Annotated in this window: 16 protein-coding genes and 1 pseudogene; 6 read left to right on the top strand and 11 right to left on the bottom strand. The window is 32.7% G+C overall.

Annotated features, from left to right (window positions below; translation table 11 throughout):
* Positions 1-9: 9 nt before the first annotated feature.
* From pmtB to EL082_RS12025, 5 genes are all read right to left on the bottom strand, one after another.
* Entirely contained in the window at positions 10-681 is a 672-nt protein-coding gene (pmtB, locus tag EL082_RS04200; protein WP_002466128.1) for a phenol-soluble modulin export ABC transporter permease subunit PmtB, read from the bottom strand.
* Positions 678-1,577 carry a phenol-soluble modulin export ABC transporter ATP-binding protein PmtA gene (gene pmtA, locus EL082_RS04195; RefSeq protein WP_002466097.1) on the bottom strand — a complete coding sequence of 300 codons (900 nt, stop codon included), beginning with the start codon at positions 1,575-1,577 and terminating at the stop codon, positions 678-680. Before pmtA ends, pmtB begins: the two co-directional genes overlap by 4 nt.
* Positions 1,577-1,954 carry a PSM export ABC transporter transcriptional regulator PmtR gene (pmtR, locus tag EL082_RS04190; RefSeq protein WP_049415918.1) on the bottom strand — a complete coding sequence of 126 codons (378 nt, stop codon included), beginning with the start codon at positions 1,952-1,954 and terminating at the stop codon, positions 1,577-1,579. The genes pmtA and pmtR overlap by 1 nt, the downstream gene beginning before the upstream one ends.
* A gap of 183 nt (positions 1,955-2,137) precedes the next feature.
* A complete protein-coding gene (locus EL082_RS04185) occupies positions 2,138-2,320 on the bottom strand; it encodes an SE1626 family protein (protein WP_002466152.1) in 183 nt (60 codons plus the stop codon).
* Between the two features lie 178 nt (positions 2,321-2,498).
* Positions 2,499-2,594 (bottom strand): Trp-rich small protein, encoded by a 96-nt coding sequence (locus tag EL082_RS12025; RefSeq protein WP_015364845.1) that lies wholly within the window; start codon positions 2,592-2,594, stop codon positions 2,499-2,501.
* Between the two features lie 199 nt (positions 2,595-2,793).
* On the opposite strand from EL082_RS12025, the gene EL082_RS04180 reads away from it, so the two are divergent.
* On the top strand, positions 2,794-4,080 hold the full coding sequence (locus EL082_RS04180) for an aminotransferase class I/II-fold pyridoxal phosphate-dependent enzyme (protein ID WP_002466099.1): 1,287 nt from the start codon (positions 2,794-2,796) through the stop codon (positions 4,078-4,080).
* Between the two features lie 69 nt (positions 4,081-4,149).
* Here EL082_RS04180 and EL082_RS04175 read toward each other — a convergent pair whose 3' ends face one another.
* The 4 genes from EL082_RS04175 to groES all read right to left on the bottom strand — a co-directional run bounded on the left by EL082_RS04175 (position 4,150) and on the right by groES (position 12,794).
* Positions 4,150-4,458: a hypothetical protein gene (locus tag EL082_RS04175; RefSeq protein WP_002466124.1), complete on the bottom strand. Its 309-nt coding sequence runs from the start codon at positions 4,456-4,458 to the stop codon at positions 4,150-4,152.
* A gap of 68 nt (positions 4,459-4,526) precedes the next feature.
* A complete protein-coding gene (locus tag EL082_RS04170; RefSeq protein WP_126474882.1) occupies positions 4,527-10,502 on the bottom strand; it encodes a SasC/FmtB family protein in 5,976 nt (1,991 codons plus the stop codon).
* Between the two features lie 328 nt (positions 10,503-10,830).
* Positions 10,831-12,453, bottom strand: coding sequence for a chaperonin GroEL (gene groL / locus EL082_RS04165; protein ID WP_002466275.1), 1,623 nt, complete (start codon positions 12,451-12,453; stop codon positions 10,831-10,833).
* Positions 12,454-12,506: 53 nt separating this feature from the next.
* Positions 12,507-12,794: a co-chaperone GroES gene (groES, locus tag EL082_RS04160; RefSeq protein ID WP_002451577.1), complete on the bottom strand. Its 288-nt coding sequence runs from the start codon at positions 12,792-12,794 to the stop codon at positions 12,507-12,509.
* A 174-nt stretch (positions 12,795-12,968) separates the two neighbouring features.
* Between groES and mroQ the strand changes: the two genes are divergently transcribed.
* On the top strand, positions 12,969-13,712 hold the full coding sequence (gene mroQ / locus EL082_RS04155; RefSeq protein ID WP_002466265.1) for an intramembrane glutamic endopeptidase MroQ: 744 nt from the start codon (positions 12,969-12,971) through the stop codon (positions 13,710-13,712).
* 60 nt (positions 13,713-13,772) lie between these two features.
* On the opposite strand, the gene EL082_RS04150 is transcribed toward mroQ, so the two are convergent.
* The gene (locus EL082_RS04150; protein WP_002466266.1) at positions 13,773-15,389 is read right to left on the bottom strand and encodes an SdrH family protein; all 1,617 of its coding nucleotides are present in this window, start codon (positions 15,387-15,389) and stop codon (positions 13,773-13,775) included.
* Between the two features lie 197 nt (positions 15,390-15,586).
* Between EL082_RS04150 and EL082_RS04145 the strand changes: the two genes are divergently transcribed.
* On the top strand, positions 15,587-16,213 hold the full coding sequence (locus EL082_RS04145; protein WP_002466261.1) for a nitroreductase family protein: 627 nt from the start codon (positions 15,587-15,589) through the stop codon (positions 16,211-16,213).
* Positions 16,214-16,329: 116 nt separating this feature from the next.
* Positions 16,330-17,115: a carbon-nitrogen family hydrolase gene (locus EL082_RS04140; protein ID WP_002466274.1), complete on the top strand. Its 786-nt coding sequence runs from the start codon at positions 16,330-16,332 to the stop codon at positions 17,113-17,115.
* A gap of 413 nt (positions 17,116-17,528) precedes the next feature.
* Here EL082_RS04140 and EL082_RS04135 read toward each other — a convergent pair whose 3' ends face one another.
* The gene (locus EL082_RS04135; protein WP_015364841.1) at positions 17,529-17,606 is read right to left on the bottom strand and encodes a delta-lysin family phenol-soluble modulin; all 78 of its coding nucleotides are present in this window, start codon (positions 17,604-17,606) and stop codon (positions 17,529-17,531) included.
* Positions 17,607-17,670: 64 nt separating this feature from the next.
* Here EL082_RS04135 and EL082_RS12020 point away from each other — a divergent pair.
* Both EL082_RS12020 and agrD read left to right on the top strand, forming a co-directional pair.
* Positions 17,671-17,781 (top strand): annotated as a pseudogene (locus EL082_RS12020) (accessory gene regulator AgrB); the annotation flags it as partial.
* A 4-nt stretch (positions 17,782-17,785) separates the two neighbouring features.
* Positions 17,786-17,926, top strand: a complete 141-nt coding sequence (gene agrD / locus EL082_RS04125) for a cyclic lactone autoinducer peptide AgrD (RefSeq protein WP_002466272.1) — start codon at positions 17,786-17,788, stop codon at positions 17,924-17,926.
* Positions 17,927-17,946 lie beyond the last annotated feature (20 nt).

Below are 17,946 nucleotides of genomic sequence, written 5' to 3'. Positions count from 1 at the left end.
AGACCTCCTTTAAAGTGTATGTTTCTTAATTTTATTTAGTTGTAACACGTAATTAATGATTAAAACTATAATACTTAACAGTACAAATCCATAATTTAAAAAATAAGAGTAAAATTGTGGAATTTGACTATGATTTAAAAATATATAATTAATTAAAATCAATGTGACGGATAATAGAAATGGTAATACGAACATAATCAAAATGATATAAGCAATATATGATACTCCTTCAGTTTTATACTCAGTACTTTTTCTAAAAGCTATTGGTATCGATAAGAAGTTCGCTACAATATAGGCATATGTAGTTGAGAAATATATGGCATTGGCTCGAATAGAATCTGATTCATAACCATATAAAGTAATCACAATTGCACCAAATAAAGTAAAGAAGATACATGTTAAATAATTGGCATTTAACATATCCTTCTTGGATACTGGTAAACTTCCGAAAAATAAGTTTGCACGGTTCCCACCTAATCGTCGATGAAATCTAAACAAATGACCTGCATCGAGAATAGAAATAATCATTAAAATTAATCCAAGTGGTATTGCCATAACAGAATTCATGAGCGGATTAGGTTTCATTAAGAAACTATATATTGGATAAAATCCAATCAATGCTATATACAAAATGAGCGTCCAATATCTTAATTTTATATTTCTAATTAACAATTGCTTCATTTCTTATCCTCACTTTCTAAAGTAAGGGTCTCAGATAATTTATTCTTATATTTCTCTAAATAAATCATTAATTCTTCGATACTAGGTTTTTGTACTTCAATTTCGTTTCCGAATATTTCTTTAAATGTTTGTGCATGTTGTGTTAAAGCTGTATATCCAGTTTTCCTAGTTTCTCTGTATATTAATAATTCTTCCAATTCTTCATCTAAATCATTATGATTACCTTTAATAATTTGAAATTTACTCATTAACGATTCAATTGAATCATTTAATATAATTTCACCGTCTCTGATATATACTAAATAATCAGCAATCTTTTCCAAATCTGAAATAATATGTGTAGAAATGAAAACTGTCTTATCTTCATCAATTAGTTCTTGTTGAATAATTTCTAATACTTCATTTCTTACAATTGGGTCCAAACCCGAAGTAGGCTCATCTAAAATAAATAACTCAGCATGATGACTAAATGCAATAGCTAGTGACAGTTTCATTTTCATACCTGTAGAAAATTGATTGATTTTCTGATTATATGGTAAATCAAATTTACTTAAATAATTTTTAAACAAATGCCTATCCCAATCTTTATAAAAAGGAGAAATGATATTTTCTAACTTTTTTATAGTCCATTTTTCATTGAAGTAAGTTTCTGAATAAGCAAATCCTATTTTATTTTTTATCTTAATAGGATTCGTTAACATACTGTCACCTAATATTGAAATGGTTCCCCCATCATATTGTAATAAATCCATAATTAATCGTATGACTGTCGTTTTCCCTGCACCATTTCCACCAATAAACCCTGTTACAAATCCTTGAGGTACATAGAATGATACGTCCTTTAATTTAAATTTCTGTCTAGAATAATTAACATGGTTCAATTCAATAGCATTCATTATTCTTCCTCCTCATAAATTAAAGAAAGAATTTCTTGCAGTTCTTCTAATGACATCCCAATTGTCTTTGCTTCTTTCGTCATCGATTTAGCTAAATTTTCAATCACATAGAACTGCTTTTCTTTTAGAATTGAATTATCCTGTTCTTTAACAAATGTTCCCTTACCTCTAATCGTAGTAACAAAACCATCTTTTTCCAAATCTTCATATGCACGTTTGGTCGTAATTAAACTAACTTGTAAGTCCTTTGCAAGTTCACGCATAGATGGTAAATGCTCTCCAGCAGAAACGTATCCTTTCAAAATGTTTTCTTTAATTTGTTGTTTGATTTGTTCATAAATGGGATATTCACTGGTGTTTTTCAAAATAATTTTCATTGATGTCCCCCTTTTCTTCTGTATATACTCAATATACACACTATACACAAATTTGTAAAGTGTATATAAAAATTCTCTTAATATATGGCAATGTAATATCAAATTATGTATATACAATATATACAGATTAAAAAACAGCATGTAAATTACACACTGTTTTCTAACAATTAATTTCTAAATTGCTTACTTTTTATGATTATTTTTTCGACGATCATTATTTCTACTTATAAAAGCGCATATCATAAACATAATAGCAGCAAGTAATAATTTTATTCCAGACGATTCATTACCTGTAGCTTGCAAATAATAACCTATAATGAATAATATGATTGCTAACACTACAAATATTTTAGTCATGTGCTTCATTGTATTCACCTCATTATTTCAAATTATATCAAACTATCAGTTTTTCCTAAAATCGGTCAAACGTTATATTGATTGCGATATATTTATTACGATGTTAATATATATTTGTATCCACAAATTATACTACACTACCCCAAGTCTGGTACCAGCAGGCTTGGGGTATTTTGTGTATGGTCATCTATTTATCTTTCCAATTGATTTCCAACCAAATTCGAAAGATAACAAGTAGGCCACCTGTTAATAAAGTTATAATTCCATCTTGCCACCACGTCATTATACTACACCTCCCAAATGCAAAGTGTCATAAATGTCGATGACCTATACTTATCTTAACATAAAATAGAACATATGTTCGTATATTTTACTGAATAAATATTATTAACCAAATCTTTTATAACAATACTTTATCTTTGGACAATTTCAAGATACTATAAAGATAATGACTTTAATTTAAAAAAGAGAGGTTATTCAATATGAACCCATTAGCCCAAAATTTAAATGAACAACTAAAACAATCAAATCCTGAAATCTTTTCAATGCTTTCAGATTTAGGGCAAAATATGTTTTATCCAAAAGGTATACTTTCTCAATCTGCTGAAGCAAAGAGCACTAAGTATAATGCAACAATAGGTATGGCAACCAATGATAAAGGTAAAATGTATGCCAATGCTCTAAATCAAATGTTTAATGAACTATCACCAGATGAAATTTTTCCATATGCGCCACCTCAAGGTGTTGAAGAATTGCGTGATTTATGGCAGGAAAAAATGTTAAAAGATAATCCTGATTTAACCAAAGAAGTCATGACAAGACCAATTGTTACTAATGCACTCACTCATGGACTTTCACTTGTCGCTGACCTATTCATTAATTCAGGAGATACTATTTTATTACCTGAGCATAACTGGGGGAACTATAAATTAGTATTTAACACACGACACAATGCAAATATTGATACTTATCCAATATTTGATAAAAATGGTCATTATACTACAGAAGCTTTAGTTAAATCTTTAGAATCTTATAATAAAGATAAAGTCGTAATGATTCTAAATTATCCAAATAATCCTACTGGGTATACACCTAATAATGAGGAAGTACAAACAATTGTCAAAGCTATCGAATCATTAGCAGCAAAAGGAACACAAGTTGTGGCAGTTATTGACGATGCATACTATGGATTATTTTATGAAGATGTCTACACTCAATCTCTATTCACTGCTTTAACAAATATTCACTCTAAAAATGTACTTCCAGTGAGATTAGATGGTGCAACTAAAGAATTCTTTGCGTGGGGATTCCGTGTAGGATTTATCACATTCGGTGTTGAGGACACACCTACTAAAGATGTTTTAGAAGCAAAAACTAAAGGACTAATACGTAGTAATATTTCAAGTGGTCCACTACCATCTCAAAGTGCTGTTAAACATGTCCTAAAAAATAATGATCAATTTAATAAGGAAATTGAACAAAATATAACTACATTACGAGAACGATATGAAGTAACAAAATCAGTCGTATATGCCGACCAATATCAATCTCATTGGCAAGCCTATGATTTTAATTCTGGTTACTTTATGGCAATTAAAGTTAAAGACGTAAATCCTGAAACATTACGTCAACATTTAATTGAAGAATATTCAATCGGTGTCATCGCATTAAATGAAACAGATATAAGAATCGCATTTAGTTGTGTAGAAAAAGATGATATTCCACATGTTTTTGATTCAATTGCTAAAGCAATTGATGATTTAAGATAATAAAACAAAAAGGTTAGACCACAAATTAAGTTGGTCTAACCTTTTTTTATACTATTTATATAATGAACTTTAGATAAATAGTAATAAAATAAATCCTATAATTGCTAATGAAAATGGTCCATAAGCTTTTAAGTTATCTTTAATTTTTAATCCTATAAAACCATCTATCAATTGAACTAGTGCCATTAAAAATGTCATAGCAAATAGAAACTGATGATTTATAAAGAATAATGTTGCAACGCATAATAATGCTATTGAAAAACTTCTAGCAAACGCATAAAGCGCATTCACTTGTTTAGTTTTAATACATGCATCGATTGCATAAAATAAACTTACTAACGAACTAATACTAGTAAAGATTGCGATAATAAAATACATAATAACTCCTTAAATTCTCTTTTTTAGTCAACATGTTATTAATATATTTTATTATATACCCTTTTATACTATAAGTCTTTTCTTTTCAAATTTAATTTACAAAGTATTAACCCTAAAAGTAATAAAACAATACTAGCGTTTCCTTTTTCATCGGTTTGTTTCTTTCCAGTATTCGGTAATTCTATTTTGCTTGCTTTCACCTGTTTCTTAATTACAGATTGCTTTTTAATATTTTCATTTTCAAATTCATAAACTGTATTTTCTTGTTTGTTGTAATTATCTAGGTCATAAACTAAACCTTTAAATTTCGGAATTATAAAATGAATAATTTCACTTTCATCGCTATTACCGAATTTACTACTTACTAGTAATTCTTTGAAATTTTGGGACATTCGATAATCAATTGTAACTATACCAGTTTTACGATCTATTTGAATTCCATTCATTTTCTTATTAAGTTTCCACTGATTAACAACTTTTGTCGCAATAAGTTCTTTATCAGTATTATTAGCCGAACTTATAATTTGTATTTTCATCTTATCTATTTTCCCATTTGGTTTAATAGAAACTGATTTTTTCTCTCTATCCCATGTGATTATTGGCGACATAGGTTTACTTTGTTTCACAGGGACATTAGTCACTATTTTTTCACTTGGATTACTATTACCATGGGTTTCACTCGCACTCACTTCACTACCGTTTTTGACGCCTTGGTAATTGACTGTTACTGTTCCACTTGTATTATCGATACTAATACCTACTGGCGTTTCACTTAATGTCCACTGATCGCCTGTTTTTGTTGCGATTACTTCTTTTGGATCGCCGTTTGGCGCAATATAATGCACTGTCATCTTATCTGCATTACTTTCTGGTGTAATTGTTACACTTGCGCTCGCTTCATCAGTTATGATTATTGGTGCTTTTGGTGTTGCTTCTTTCACCGGTACATTCGCTTTCTCTTCTGTACTTGCATCACTATTACCGTGACTCTCATTAGCTGTAACTTCACTTCCATTTTGAACGCCTTGATAATTCACTGTTACTGCTCCACTTGTATTATCGATACTGATACCTGTTGGGGTGTCATTTAACGTCCATTGGTTTCCTACTTTAGTTGCGACAACTTCCTTCGCTTCTCCATTTGGCGCTACATAATGAATTGTCATTTTATCTGCATCACTTTGTGGTGTAACTGTTACACTTGCACTCGCTTCATCTGATGTTATCACTGGTGCCATCGGCGTCGCTTCTTTCATTGGTACATTCGCTCTCGCATCTGGACTTGTGTCACTATTACCGTGACTCTCATTAGCTGTAACTTCACTTCCATTTTGAACACCTTGATAGCTTACTGTCACTGCTCCACTTGTATTATCGATACTGATGCCTGTTGTTGTCTCGTTTAGTGTCCATTGATTGTCTTTCTTTGTTGCGATTACTTCTTTTGAATCACCGTTTGACGCAATGTAATGCACTGTCATCTTATCTGATTCACCTTGCGGTGTTACAGTTACACTTGCATTTGCTTCATCTGGTGTTATCACTGGCGCCGTAGGCGTTGCTTCTTTCACCGGCACGTTCGATCTTGCTTCTGTACTCGCATTACTATTGCCTTGACTCTCATTAGCTGTAACTTCACTTCCATTTTGAACACCTTGATAGCTTATTGTCACTGCTCCACTTGTATTATCGATACTGATACCTGTTGGGGTGTCATTTAACGTCCATTGGTTTCCTACTTTAGTTGCGACAACTTCCTTCGCTTCTCCATTTGGCGCTACATAATGAATTGTCATTTTATCTGCATCACTTTGTGGTGTAACTGTTACACTTGCACTCGCTTCATCTGGTGTTATCACTGGCGCCATCGGCGTTGCTTCTTTCACTGGCACATTTGCTCTCGCTTCTGGACTTGTGTCACTATTACCGTGACTCTCATTAGCTGTAACTTCACTTCCATTTTGAACACCTTGATAGCTTATTGTCACTGCTCCACTCGCACTATCGATACTAATTCCTGTTGGGGTTTCATTTAATGTCCATTGGTTCCCTACTTTAGTTGCGATTACTTCCTTCGCATCTCCATTCGGTGCCACATAATGGACTGTCATCTTATCCGCATCATCTTGTGGTGTGACTGTTACACTTGCACTCGCTTCATCTGGTGTTATAACTGGCGCCACCGGCGTTGTTTCTTTCACTGGCACATTTGTTTGTACTTCTGGACTTACATCACTATTGCCATGTGTTTCACTTGCGCTTATTTCACTTCCATTTTGAACGCCTTGATAATTCACTGTCACTGCTCCACTTGTATTATCGATACTGATGCCAGTCGGTGTCTCATTTAATGTCCATTGGTTACCTACTTTAGTTGCGATAACCTCTTTTGGATCGCCATTTGGTGCTACATAATGGACTGTCATCTTATCTGAATCGCCTTGTGGTATGACTGTTACACTTGCACTCGCTTCATCTGGTGTAATTGTTGGCGCCGCTGGCGTCGCTTCTTTCACCGGTACATTTGCTCTTGCTTCTGGACTTGCATCACTATTACCATGTGTTTCGCTTACGCTTACTTCGCTGCCATTTTGAACGCCTTGATAATTCACTGTCACTGCTCCACTCGTATTATCGATACTAATTCCAGTCGGTGTCTCTTTTAATGCCCATTGGTTACCTACTTTAGTTGCGATAACTTCTTTTGGATCTCCATTTGGCGCAATATAGTGCACTGTCATCTTATCCGATTCACCTTGTGGTGTGACTGTTACACTTGCACTCGCTTCATCTGATGTTATCACTGGCACCATCGGCGTTGTTTCTTTCACTGGCACATTTGCTCGCGCTTTTGTACTTATGTCACTATTACCATGCGTTTCACTCGCACTGACTTCGCTGCCATTTTGAATACCTTGATAGCTTACTGTCACTGCACCACTCGCATTATCTATACTAATTCCTGTTGGCGTCTCATTTAATAACCACTGATTACCTGTTTTTGTTGCGATAACCTCTTTTGGATCGCCATTTGGTGCTACATAATGGACTGTCATCTTATCCGAATCACCTTGTGGTGTTACCGTTACACTTGCATTTGCTTCATCTGGTGTTATCACTGGCGCCATCGGCGTCGCTTCTTTTAATGGCACGTTTGCTCTTGCTTCTGTACTCGAATCACTGTTGCCATGACTCTCATTAGCTGTGACTTCACTTCCATTTTGAACACCTTGATAGCTTACTGTCACTGCTCCACTTGTATTATCTATACTGATGCCAATCGGTGTTTCATTTAATGTCCATTGGTTCCCTACTTTGCTTGCGAGAATCTCTTTTGGATCGCCATTTGGTGCTACATAATGGACTGTCATCTTATCCGAATCACCTTGTGGTATGACCGTTACACTTGCATTTGCTTCATCTGGTGTAATTGTTGGCGCCGCTGGCGTCGCTTCTTTCACCGGGACATTTGCTCGTGACTCTGGACTTGTATCACTATTTCCGTATTTTTCTGTAGAAATAACCTCGCTACTATTTTGAATACCTTGATAGCTTACTGTTACTGCTCCACTTGTATTATCTATACTGATGCCAGTCGGTGTCTCATTTAATGTCCACTGATCGCCTGTTTTTGTTGCGATTACTTCTTTTGGATCGCCATTTGGTGCTATATAATGGACTGTCATCTTATCCGAATCACCTTGTGGTGTTACCGTTACACTCGCGTTCGCTTCATCTGGTGTTATCACTGGCGCCAATGGTGTATCTTGTTTTAAAGGAACATTTTTTCTTACTTCATCACTTGGATCACTATTCCCGCTTGTATCATATGCGGAAACTTCACTACCGTTTTGTACACCTTGATAATTGACTGTCACTGAACCGTTTCTATTATCAATACTAAAACCTGTTGGGATGTCATTCAATCTCCATTGATTTCCTGCTTTAGTAGCAATAACTTCTTTCGCATCTCCATTCGGACCAATGTATTGCACTGTCATTTTATCAGTATCTCCTTGTGGAGTAACCGTTAAACTTGCATTTTCTTCATTAGTAGTCATTACTGGTATAGAAGGCGTAAGCCGTTTAAGTTTGATTTTTTCATGTTCAATTTCAGTAGTAATTTGATTGATAAAATCTTGGTTTTTTCTATCAGCCATTGGCACATTATTGTTTGCTTCATCTAAAATAGCTTTTGCTTCATCAAGTTTTAATTTTAAATTATTAACTGAAACTGTTGTATAATCGGCTTCATTAATTGTATCCAAATATTGTTTCGTATCATTATATTTGTTTCTTAAGTCTTCTTTATACATTAATATCGCAACTTGTTGTTGTTCTACTTCATCTATACCTGATTTTTGTCTATCATCTCCTCGAAATGAAGCATCTGTTCTATAAGTTACATTTCCATCTAAATCTACAATACTTGGTTTCACAGCTGGAAAATCAACTGTATACGATATCGTTTTAGTAGTTCCAGCTGATACTTTTCCTGCATTAAGAGTTAATATACTCGTTGCCTCATTATAGTTTGTACTTGCGTTTGTTGCAGAAACAAATTTTGTTCCTTGAGGTAACGTTACTCGATAAATAGTTTCATTTGAGCTTGTATGGCCTTTATTTTCAAGGATTACTGTAATCGTGCCACGTGCATAATTTGAAGTTGATGAATCACTCGTAAAATCGTATTTGACTTCAGTTACTCTAGATACAACATAAGCACCACTATTAACATTAACCCTACTAACAGCACCACCATACATGTAATTTGGATTATCTCCAAAACCATACGCACTACTAGTTTGGTTAGAAGTTAATGTGTATGAATTTGAAATTGGAATAAAAGATAGTCTTACTCTATCAACATCACTCGGTATATTAATCATGAGATTAAGTTTTCCAGTTGGGTATTTACCCATACCATTTATTTGTTTATCAAATAATACTCGATTACCGTCTGGTGTAGTAATTTTGGCTTTAACACCAGGCCAAGCATTTATTGTTGCCAAAGCTGATGATATGAAATCTACGACTAATTCTGAATTATGTGCAACATCAATATCTTGATAAATACCAGCTACTCTAGGATCAGGTACACGTCTTTCAAATCCATCTGTAGTTCTTGCTAGTACGACACCATAAGGAGCAGAACTATCACTCATAAATGTTGGGTAGTTTCTAACTCTAGTAGTCATTACAATTGGAAATTCTTTATCTGGATCTGTAGATAAACTCGTCCATCCTATAACATCTTTAACAACCGTTAAGCTTGTATTTTGATTGGGCAAATTCCCTCCAGATACTTGATCAAAGTGTCCGTTAATGACACCTGTATTAGTTTCATTGTATTTTAAAGGGTCATTACTGTTTTGATTAGGTACAGCCCTAAAACTTGTACCTCTTGGTTGTCGAACTACTTGAGAATGTTGATTATTGCTTGATGGCTCTGAATTGGTTGCAGGTACACCTTTATTGGCATTTTGCTTTTTAATAGTAAGAACTTGATCGTTATTCTTTTTTCTTTTTAATTTAGATGCACTGTTAATAAAATTTCTGTAATAGCCATCTATTTCTGCTTGAGTAGATTGCTTTTGTAAAAATTGTTCAGCATTAGAAATATCATGATTAAATTCTTTTATTGATTCATCTGTTTTATCATCTAAATTTATTTTTTTATACTGTTGAATTAATTGTTTTAATTGTTCATTATTTCCACTTATTGATTGTTCAGAAGTCACCTGTTTATCATCCATTATTGGCGTTGCTTCATTGTTAGTATTATTTGGTATTTCATTTATTATTTCGCTATTTTGATTAAGTTGTTTCTCATCTTGCTTATCTTTAACTACTTTACTATTTGTATAATTAAATTCTATTTCATTAGGTTGATTGATTTCTGCTGCATTTGCAATATTGGAATGTCCAAATAGTAAATACAAAGAAGCTATAGTTATACTTGTTACGCCATACCCTTTTAATTTTCTAATGGAAAAATAGTTTATTTTTTTATTTTCTTGGTTGTCTTTTCTAGGGTGTTTCAATTATGACTTCCTCCTTATTATTTGATTGTCAAAAAAGAATTATGCTCTAATTCAAGCCAACACATTGCTGATGAATTAAAACATTTATTTATAAAAATCACAATAAATAATATAACATTTAAGAAGTGGTGTCACAACTATTTTATTCTATGTGTTTTTTTGCTATTTTATTTGAAAAAGTTGTTATTATTTTTAATAACTAGCTTGAAAACGCATAATTTTTGATAAATAAAAAACTTTCTAGTGGAAGTTATCACTAGAAAGTTTTTATTATCATTATGTCTAATTTATGAAGGTTTTATCAATCGATCTATGCGATGGCGTGAACTTACATCATACCAGGCATGCCGCCACCCATTCCAGCTTGATCTGATTGATCTTTTTCTGGAATTGTTGCTACTACAGCTTCAGTTGTCAAGAACATTGCTGCTACACTTGCTGCATGTTGTAATGCTGAACGTGTTACTTTGGTAGGGTCTACAATACCTTCTTCTAGCATATTAACCCATTCATTTGTTGCTGCATTGAATCCAATGCCTGCATCTGCATTTTTAAGACGTTCTACAATAATGGAACCTTCTAAGCCCGCATTTTCTGCAATTTGTCTAACCGGTGCTTGCAATGCTTTTAAGACAATATTAACGCCTGTTTCAACATCGCCAGTTGCATCAATTTCGCTTACTTTTTTATAAATATTTACTAACGCTGTTCCACCACCAGCAACGATACCTTCTTCAACAGCTGCTCTAGTTGAGTTTAAAGCATCTTCAATGCGTAATTTGCGTTCTTTTAATTCAGTTTCACTAGCAGCACCTACTTTGATGACTGCCACACCACCGGCTAATTTAGCAAGACGTTCTTGTAATTTTTCTCTATCGAAGTCAGAATCAGTTTCTTCAATTTGTGCTTTGATTTGGCTAACTCTTGCATCGATATTATTTTCATCACCGTCTCCATCAACGACAGTCGTATTATCTTTAGTTACTTCAACTTTATTAGCGCTACCTAACATATCAATTGAAGCATCTTTTAATTCTAATCCTAAATCATCTGTAATGACTTGTGAACCTGTTAAAATTGCTAAGTCTTCTAACATTGCTTTACGACGATCACCAAATCCTGGTGCTTTAACTGCTACTGCTGTAAAGGTACCTCTCATACGGTTTAATACAATATTAGTTAATGCATCGCCTTCTACTTCATCTGCTACAATTAAAATTGGACGATTAGATTGAACCACTTGTTCTAATAAAGGTAAAATATCTTGGAAAGAAGAAATTTTCTTATCAGTAACTAAAATATATGGGCGTTCTAACTCCGCAATCATTTTATCTGAGTCAGTGACCATATATGGTGACTGGTAACCTCTATCAAATTGCATACCTTCTACAACTTCCAATTCAGTATTAAAGCCACTAGATTCTTCTATAGTAATAACACCATCATTACCCACTTTTTCCATAGCTTCTGAAATATATTTACCAATTTCTTCATCTGCTGCAGAAATGGCACCTACTTGAGCAATTTCATTTTTATTTTCTACTTTTTGAGAAATTTCATGTAAAGCTTCAACTGCTACTTGAACTGCTTTATCAATACCTTGTCTTAAACCTACAGGGTTTGCACCACTAGTTACGTTTTTTAGACCTTCTTGAATCATTGCTTGTGCTAATACTGTTGCAGTTGTAGTACCATCACCAGCAATTTCATTTGTTTTGTTAGCTACTTCTTGAACTAATTTGGCACCCATATTTTCATACGGATCTTCTAATTCAATTTCTTTCGCAATTGTAACACCATCATTTGTAATTAATGGTGCTGTATATTCTTTATCTAATACAACATTGCGTCCTTTTGGTCCAATTGTCACTTTCACAGCATTTGCCAATTTATCTACACCACGTAACATTGCTTGACGTGCGTCTTCTGAGAATTTTAAATCTTTAGCCATTATGTCTAACCTCCAGTATTGTCAATCTTCTTACTTTTTATAATACGTTTATTTTATGCTTCAATAATTGCTAAAATGTCGTCTTCATTTAATACGATGTATGTTTCATCGCCACGTTTAACTTCTGTTCCTGCATATTGTTGGAATACAATTGTATCCCCTTCTTTTACTTCAGGAGCAACTCTAGAACCATCGTCTAATAAGCGACCTTTTCCAACTGCTTTAACGATGCCTTCATTTGATTTTTCTTTAGCACTATCTGTTAATACGATACCACTTTTAGTTGTTTGTTCTTGTTCTTTTCTTTCAATAATCACACGATTTCCTAATGGTTTAAGCATGATTGTTCCTCCTTGTTGAGTACGAATTTTAGCACTTAAACTTTTAGAGTGCTAAACTACTTTTATAATAATCAAATTTGGTCAACATTTCAAGCAGGACGTCTTTGAATTTATTTTGTACATAATGATTTTTTACGATAAAATAAACTATAAACAGAAAATCGGAGGTCCAATATGAAAAGATTTTGGGTGTCATTATTAACAGTATTAATTTATGCCTTAGCTCAATTTTTACCAGGCATGTTATTACGAAGTGGATTAATCCATCCAGAAAAAGGTATGGAAACAACTCAATTTATGATATATACACAAGTATCATTATTTATTATTGCTGCTATATTAATCATATTAATTAACTTATATATTAAAAATCCCACTCGATTGGAAGCAGGTCATAAAGAACCTAAACGATACATCATCAGTTGGGCATTACTTGGATTTTGTATCGTCATGGTATATCAAGTTGTTGTGAGTTTAATTTATACACTTGTTTTAGGACAACAACAACAAAGTCCTAATACTGAGCGATTAATGGCTATTGCTAAACAAATGCCAGTCTTTATTATATTAATTTCAGTTGTTGGTCCAATTTTAGAAGAATATGTATTTAGAAAAGTACTTTTTGGTGAATTATATAACGCTATCAAAGGTAATCGTATCGTTGCCTTTCTAATAGCTTCCATTGTGAGCTCACTTCTTTTTGCATTAGCACATAATGATATTAAATTCTTACCTATGTATTTCGGTATGGGAATGTTATTCTCATTAGCTTATACATATACAAATAGAATCGCTATACCAATCGGCATTCACATGTTACAAAACGGTACTGTTGTTATTATGCAAGTCTTCGGTGGTGACGCGCTTAAAAAAGTACAAGAACAAGCCAACTTTATCATCCATCTTATATTTAATTAAATATAAATTAATAGAGCCAGTCACTCACAAAGTGATTGGCTCTATTTTATTAATATCATTTTATTGAGCACCTTCATCATGCTTACGACGTTTTAGAAGAAATGCAATGATTACACCAATGAAGATTGCAACCATACTTCTACCTAACGTCATTAGTAATCGATTCGTTTTCTGCTCTTTTTGATAACTTTCTTTCTGTTGATTTGACGTACTTATTTTATCATCACTATGATTTTTGAAAGCACTTTTATCACTTGATTCTTTATCTTCAGGTTTCTTCAAATCAGGCATAGATCCTATATCACCTGTAATTAAAGCTAAAACTTGATCATCTAAGTTTTTATAATATTTCTTTGAATCTAATGGATTAAAATATTGAAATCTAAAATAATTCGATGACTGTTGTAATGAATTTAAATATTGATTTCCACTAAAAGTTTCTTTTCTAAAAATATTGTAAATGTCCTTATCTGAAACAGCACCATTAGAGTTATCAAGTCGATGAATTTGATTAATCACAAATGGATTATATTTGTATGAACCTTCGGCTAAAGAGTTAAATCTTCTTATTAAAGATTGTTGATTTGATGTATGCTCAAAGCCTTTTTGATTGTTGAAAATCGTATCCGGTCTTTGCCACATAAAACGATTGCTATCATAATTAGGTGTATTAGATTGTGACTGATAATGTGAATTTGATTTTCTCACAGGACCTAAAACTTGATTTTGAGAATCGTATCGAGGCATTAATTGAACTGAATTATGATTAGAATTCTGATATTGATCATTTTTAATATTTTGGTTATTTGTATTTTGCCAATGATTGGGTCTTTGATAATTTGGTTGCCCTTGATGCGTAGAACCTGGTCCATTAGTTTGATGCGTTGAATTATCTACACCAGGATATTGTGAGTTTCCATCTTGTGATGACTGGTGACCATGATTTGTAGGCGGTTGATGATTGCCTGGTTTAGATGGTTGATGATTATTTTGGCCTGAACCCGGTTGCCTGTTCGAATTGCCATCATTTTGGTTAGATCCTGGTTTATCTGTATTGTTAGAGCCGTTAGGTTTGTCTTGTCCATTTTGATTTGAATTATTACCATCAGTTGTTCCATTATCATTATTATCTTTATCATCTGGCTTTGAACCCGGTTTATCTTGGTTTGAATTAGAATCTTGATTGCCATCTGCCCCATCATTCTTGTCATCATTAGGTTTATCTTGACCATTATCGGTCTGATCCTGACCATCTTGATTTCCAGGGTTGTCGTTGTTATCAGCAGAGCCACCGTTTGAATCAGAGTTATCATTTGAATTAGAACCATCATCTTGTCCTGAATTTTGATTATCATCTTTACTACCGTCTGAAGTATTATTATTTGGATTATTTTGATCTTGGTTAGATGGATTTGAATCATCTTGATTAGAATCAGAAGGTTGAGATGTATCCTTTTTATCATCAGTTGATGGTTCATTATTGTTACTATCATTTGTTGTATTATCAGTATTATTCTGATTATTGTTATTCTGATTTGAATCACTTGTTTGAGTTGTATCTGATTGAGGTGGCTTATTTGAATTATCAGCAGCAAAAACTGACGGATTTAGAAATGATGTGCTTAATATTAATGCAAATCCAGGTAACATTAATTTATGTTTTAACTTTTTCTGCATCAAAAGTCACCTCCTATTATTATTTCTTTACTAAACTAAGTATATATAAAGTAATCAAAGAATGCATTGATATATGTTTATTGATAAAAAATATTAATATTTTTGAAATTTTCCAGTAATTATTAGTTTATTTTATCGAGTATAATATTTATACTTAAGATATAAATAGTTATTAACTATAACAAAGGAGATTGATTATGGGTTTATTTAATAAAAAGAACAATGACGTTTCATTTAATGACGCTATGGAGCAAAGACGCACAATATACAATTTAGAAAGTACTATTTCAATTGACGATTCAGAGTTAGAAGAGTTAATTGCACATGCAGTTAAACATGTACCTTCAGCATTCAATTCTCAATCTACTCGTATCGTTTTATTATTAAATGATAAAAATGAAAAATTCTGGGAAAACACAAAAGCTATTTTAAAAGAAACAATGGGTCCAGACCGTGATTTTGAACCTACACGTCAAAAAATTGATAACTTCAAACATTCATACGGAACGATTCTTTACTATGAAGATCAAGATGTTATTACAGGATTACAAGAAAAAATGCCAAACTTCTATGACAATTTTGAAATTTGGTCTAATCAAACAAATGCTATGCATCAATATGCTATATGGACTGCATTAGCAACTAAGGGCATCGGTGCTTCATTACAACATTATAATCCAATCGTTGACGAAGCAACTGCAAATGAATTTGGCATTCCTAAAACATGGAAATTAGTAGCTCAAATGCCATTTGGTAATGTACGTGAGCAAGCTGGCGAAAAAGATATTAAACCAGTTGAACCTCGTTTCCTTATTAAAAAATAATTGAATCATTAAAACTCTGAGTGGGTGTAATTTTCGTACAGAAATTACCCCACTTTTTTGCTATCTATAATTAATTTTAGTATCTTATAATTAATCATTTAAGAGGAGTGATATATATGAAAGTTCAACTATTTCAAATATATATCGAATATGGACAATCTGAGAAAAATATGGCAAAAATTGAACAATGGTTTGAAGATAAATTAGAAAGCGACACAGATGTTGTAGTTATCCCTGAAATGTGGAACAACGGCTATGCGTTAGAGAAATTAAATGATTTAGCAGATGAAAACCTAAGAAATAGTTTGCCATTTATTAAGAATCTAGCTCAAAGGTATCAAGTTGATATTGTTGCCGGCTCTGTATCAAATAAAATTGATCGAAATATTTATAATACAGCCTTTACAGTATCATCAAGTGGTAAATGTATTAATCATTATAATAAAATTCATTTAGTTCCAATGTTAAGAGAACCTGATTTTATGTCACCCGGTGTGAATGTTCCTGAACCTTTTGCATTATCTGATGGGACTTTGGCGACTCAAATTATTTGCTATGACCTTAGATTTCCAGAATTACTGCGATACCCTGCTCGTAGTGGCGCAAAAGTAGCATTTTATGTTGCACAATGGCCAACAGTAAGATTAAATCATTGGCTCGCTTTACTAAAAGCACGCGCAATTGAAAATGACATGTTTATTATAGGTACAAATAGTTGTGGTAACGACGGACAAACAGATTATGCTGGGCACTCTATTGTTATCAATCCTAATGGTGAAGTCATTGGAAGTTTAGAAAGTGAAGAAGATGTTCTAAGTGTAAATATAGATATTAACGAAGTAACAAAACAACGACAATCAATTCCAGTATTTGATAATCTTAAACTTGATTTATATAAGTAATAAAAGAATCATTCCCACTCGATGAGACTCATTGAGTGGGTTTTGTCACATATAAGAATAAGCCGTGAGCTTGGGAGGGGCTCACGGCTTTTGATAACTTATTATTAAGGGAATGTTTTTACAGTTATTTTTTCAATCTATTTTTTTGGGGATGTTATTAATTATGAAAAAATTTTAGTGAATTTATCTCTTTTTATAATGATAAATTGAATGTTGTTTTACGATAGCTTACATGTTAGAAAAATACCTAATTAAAGGTAGCTAAGAATAATACGTAACACTGAGTCCAAGGAAAACTACAGTCATATTAGTAAATGTTTGGTCACCTACTAATGTTGCAAGTTATTAAGTTGGGATGGCTTAATAACTCACCTTTTATACGAAGAAAACAAAGTTACAATGAATTTCTACTATTATTTAGTGAATTTTTTTACTGTATCTAAAATCCATTTTACAAAATCACCAATTGTTGAAATGATATCTGCAGTCATTGAAATCACTCCTTCCATTTGAATTATTGTAAATCCTAAATACTCATCTGTAGTTTACATGTTATTAGTATTAATATCGTTTATAATTAAAGAGCCATATTCACAATTAATTTTATTTGGAATTATTGTTGAATCAATTACATTATTACCTATCTTTTTCCCTAAGGAGGATTAACATTATGGAATTTTTAGTCAATTTATTTTTTAAATTTTTCACTTCAATCATGGAATTTGTTGGTTTTGTAGCTGGTTATAGTCCTTGTACTAACTTCTTTGATGAGCCAGAAGTACCTAGCGAATTAACTAAGATATACGAATAACATCATTTAATTTAGAAAGC

The sequence above is a fragment of the Staphylococcus warneri genome (assembly GCF_900636385.1).
Taxonomy (GTDB): Bacteria; Bacillota; Bacilli; order Staphylococcales; family Staphylococcaceae; genus Staphylococcus; species Staphylococcus warneri.
The sequence above is the reverse complement of the archived record's forward strand: the minus strand, read 5'-3'. Positions and strand labels throughout refer to the sequence as shown.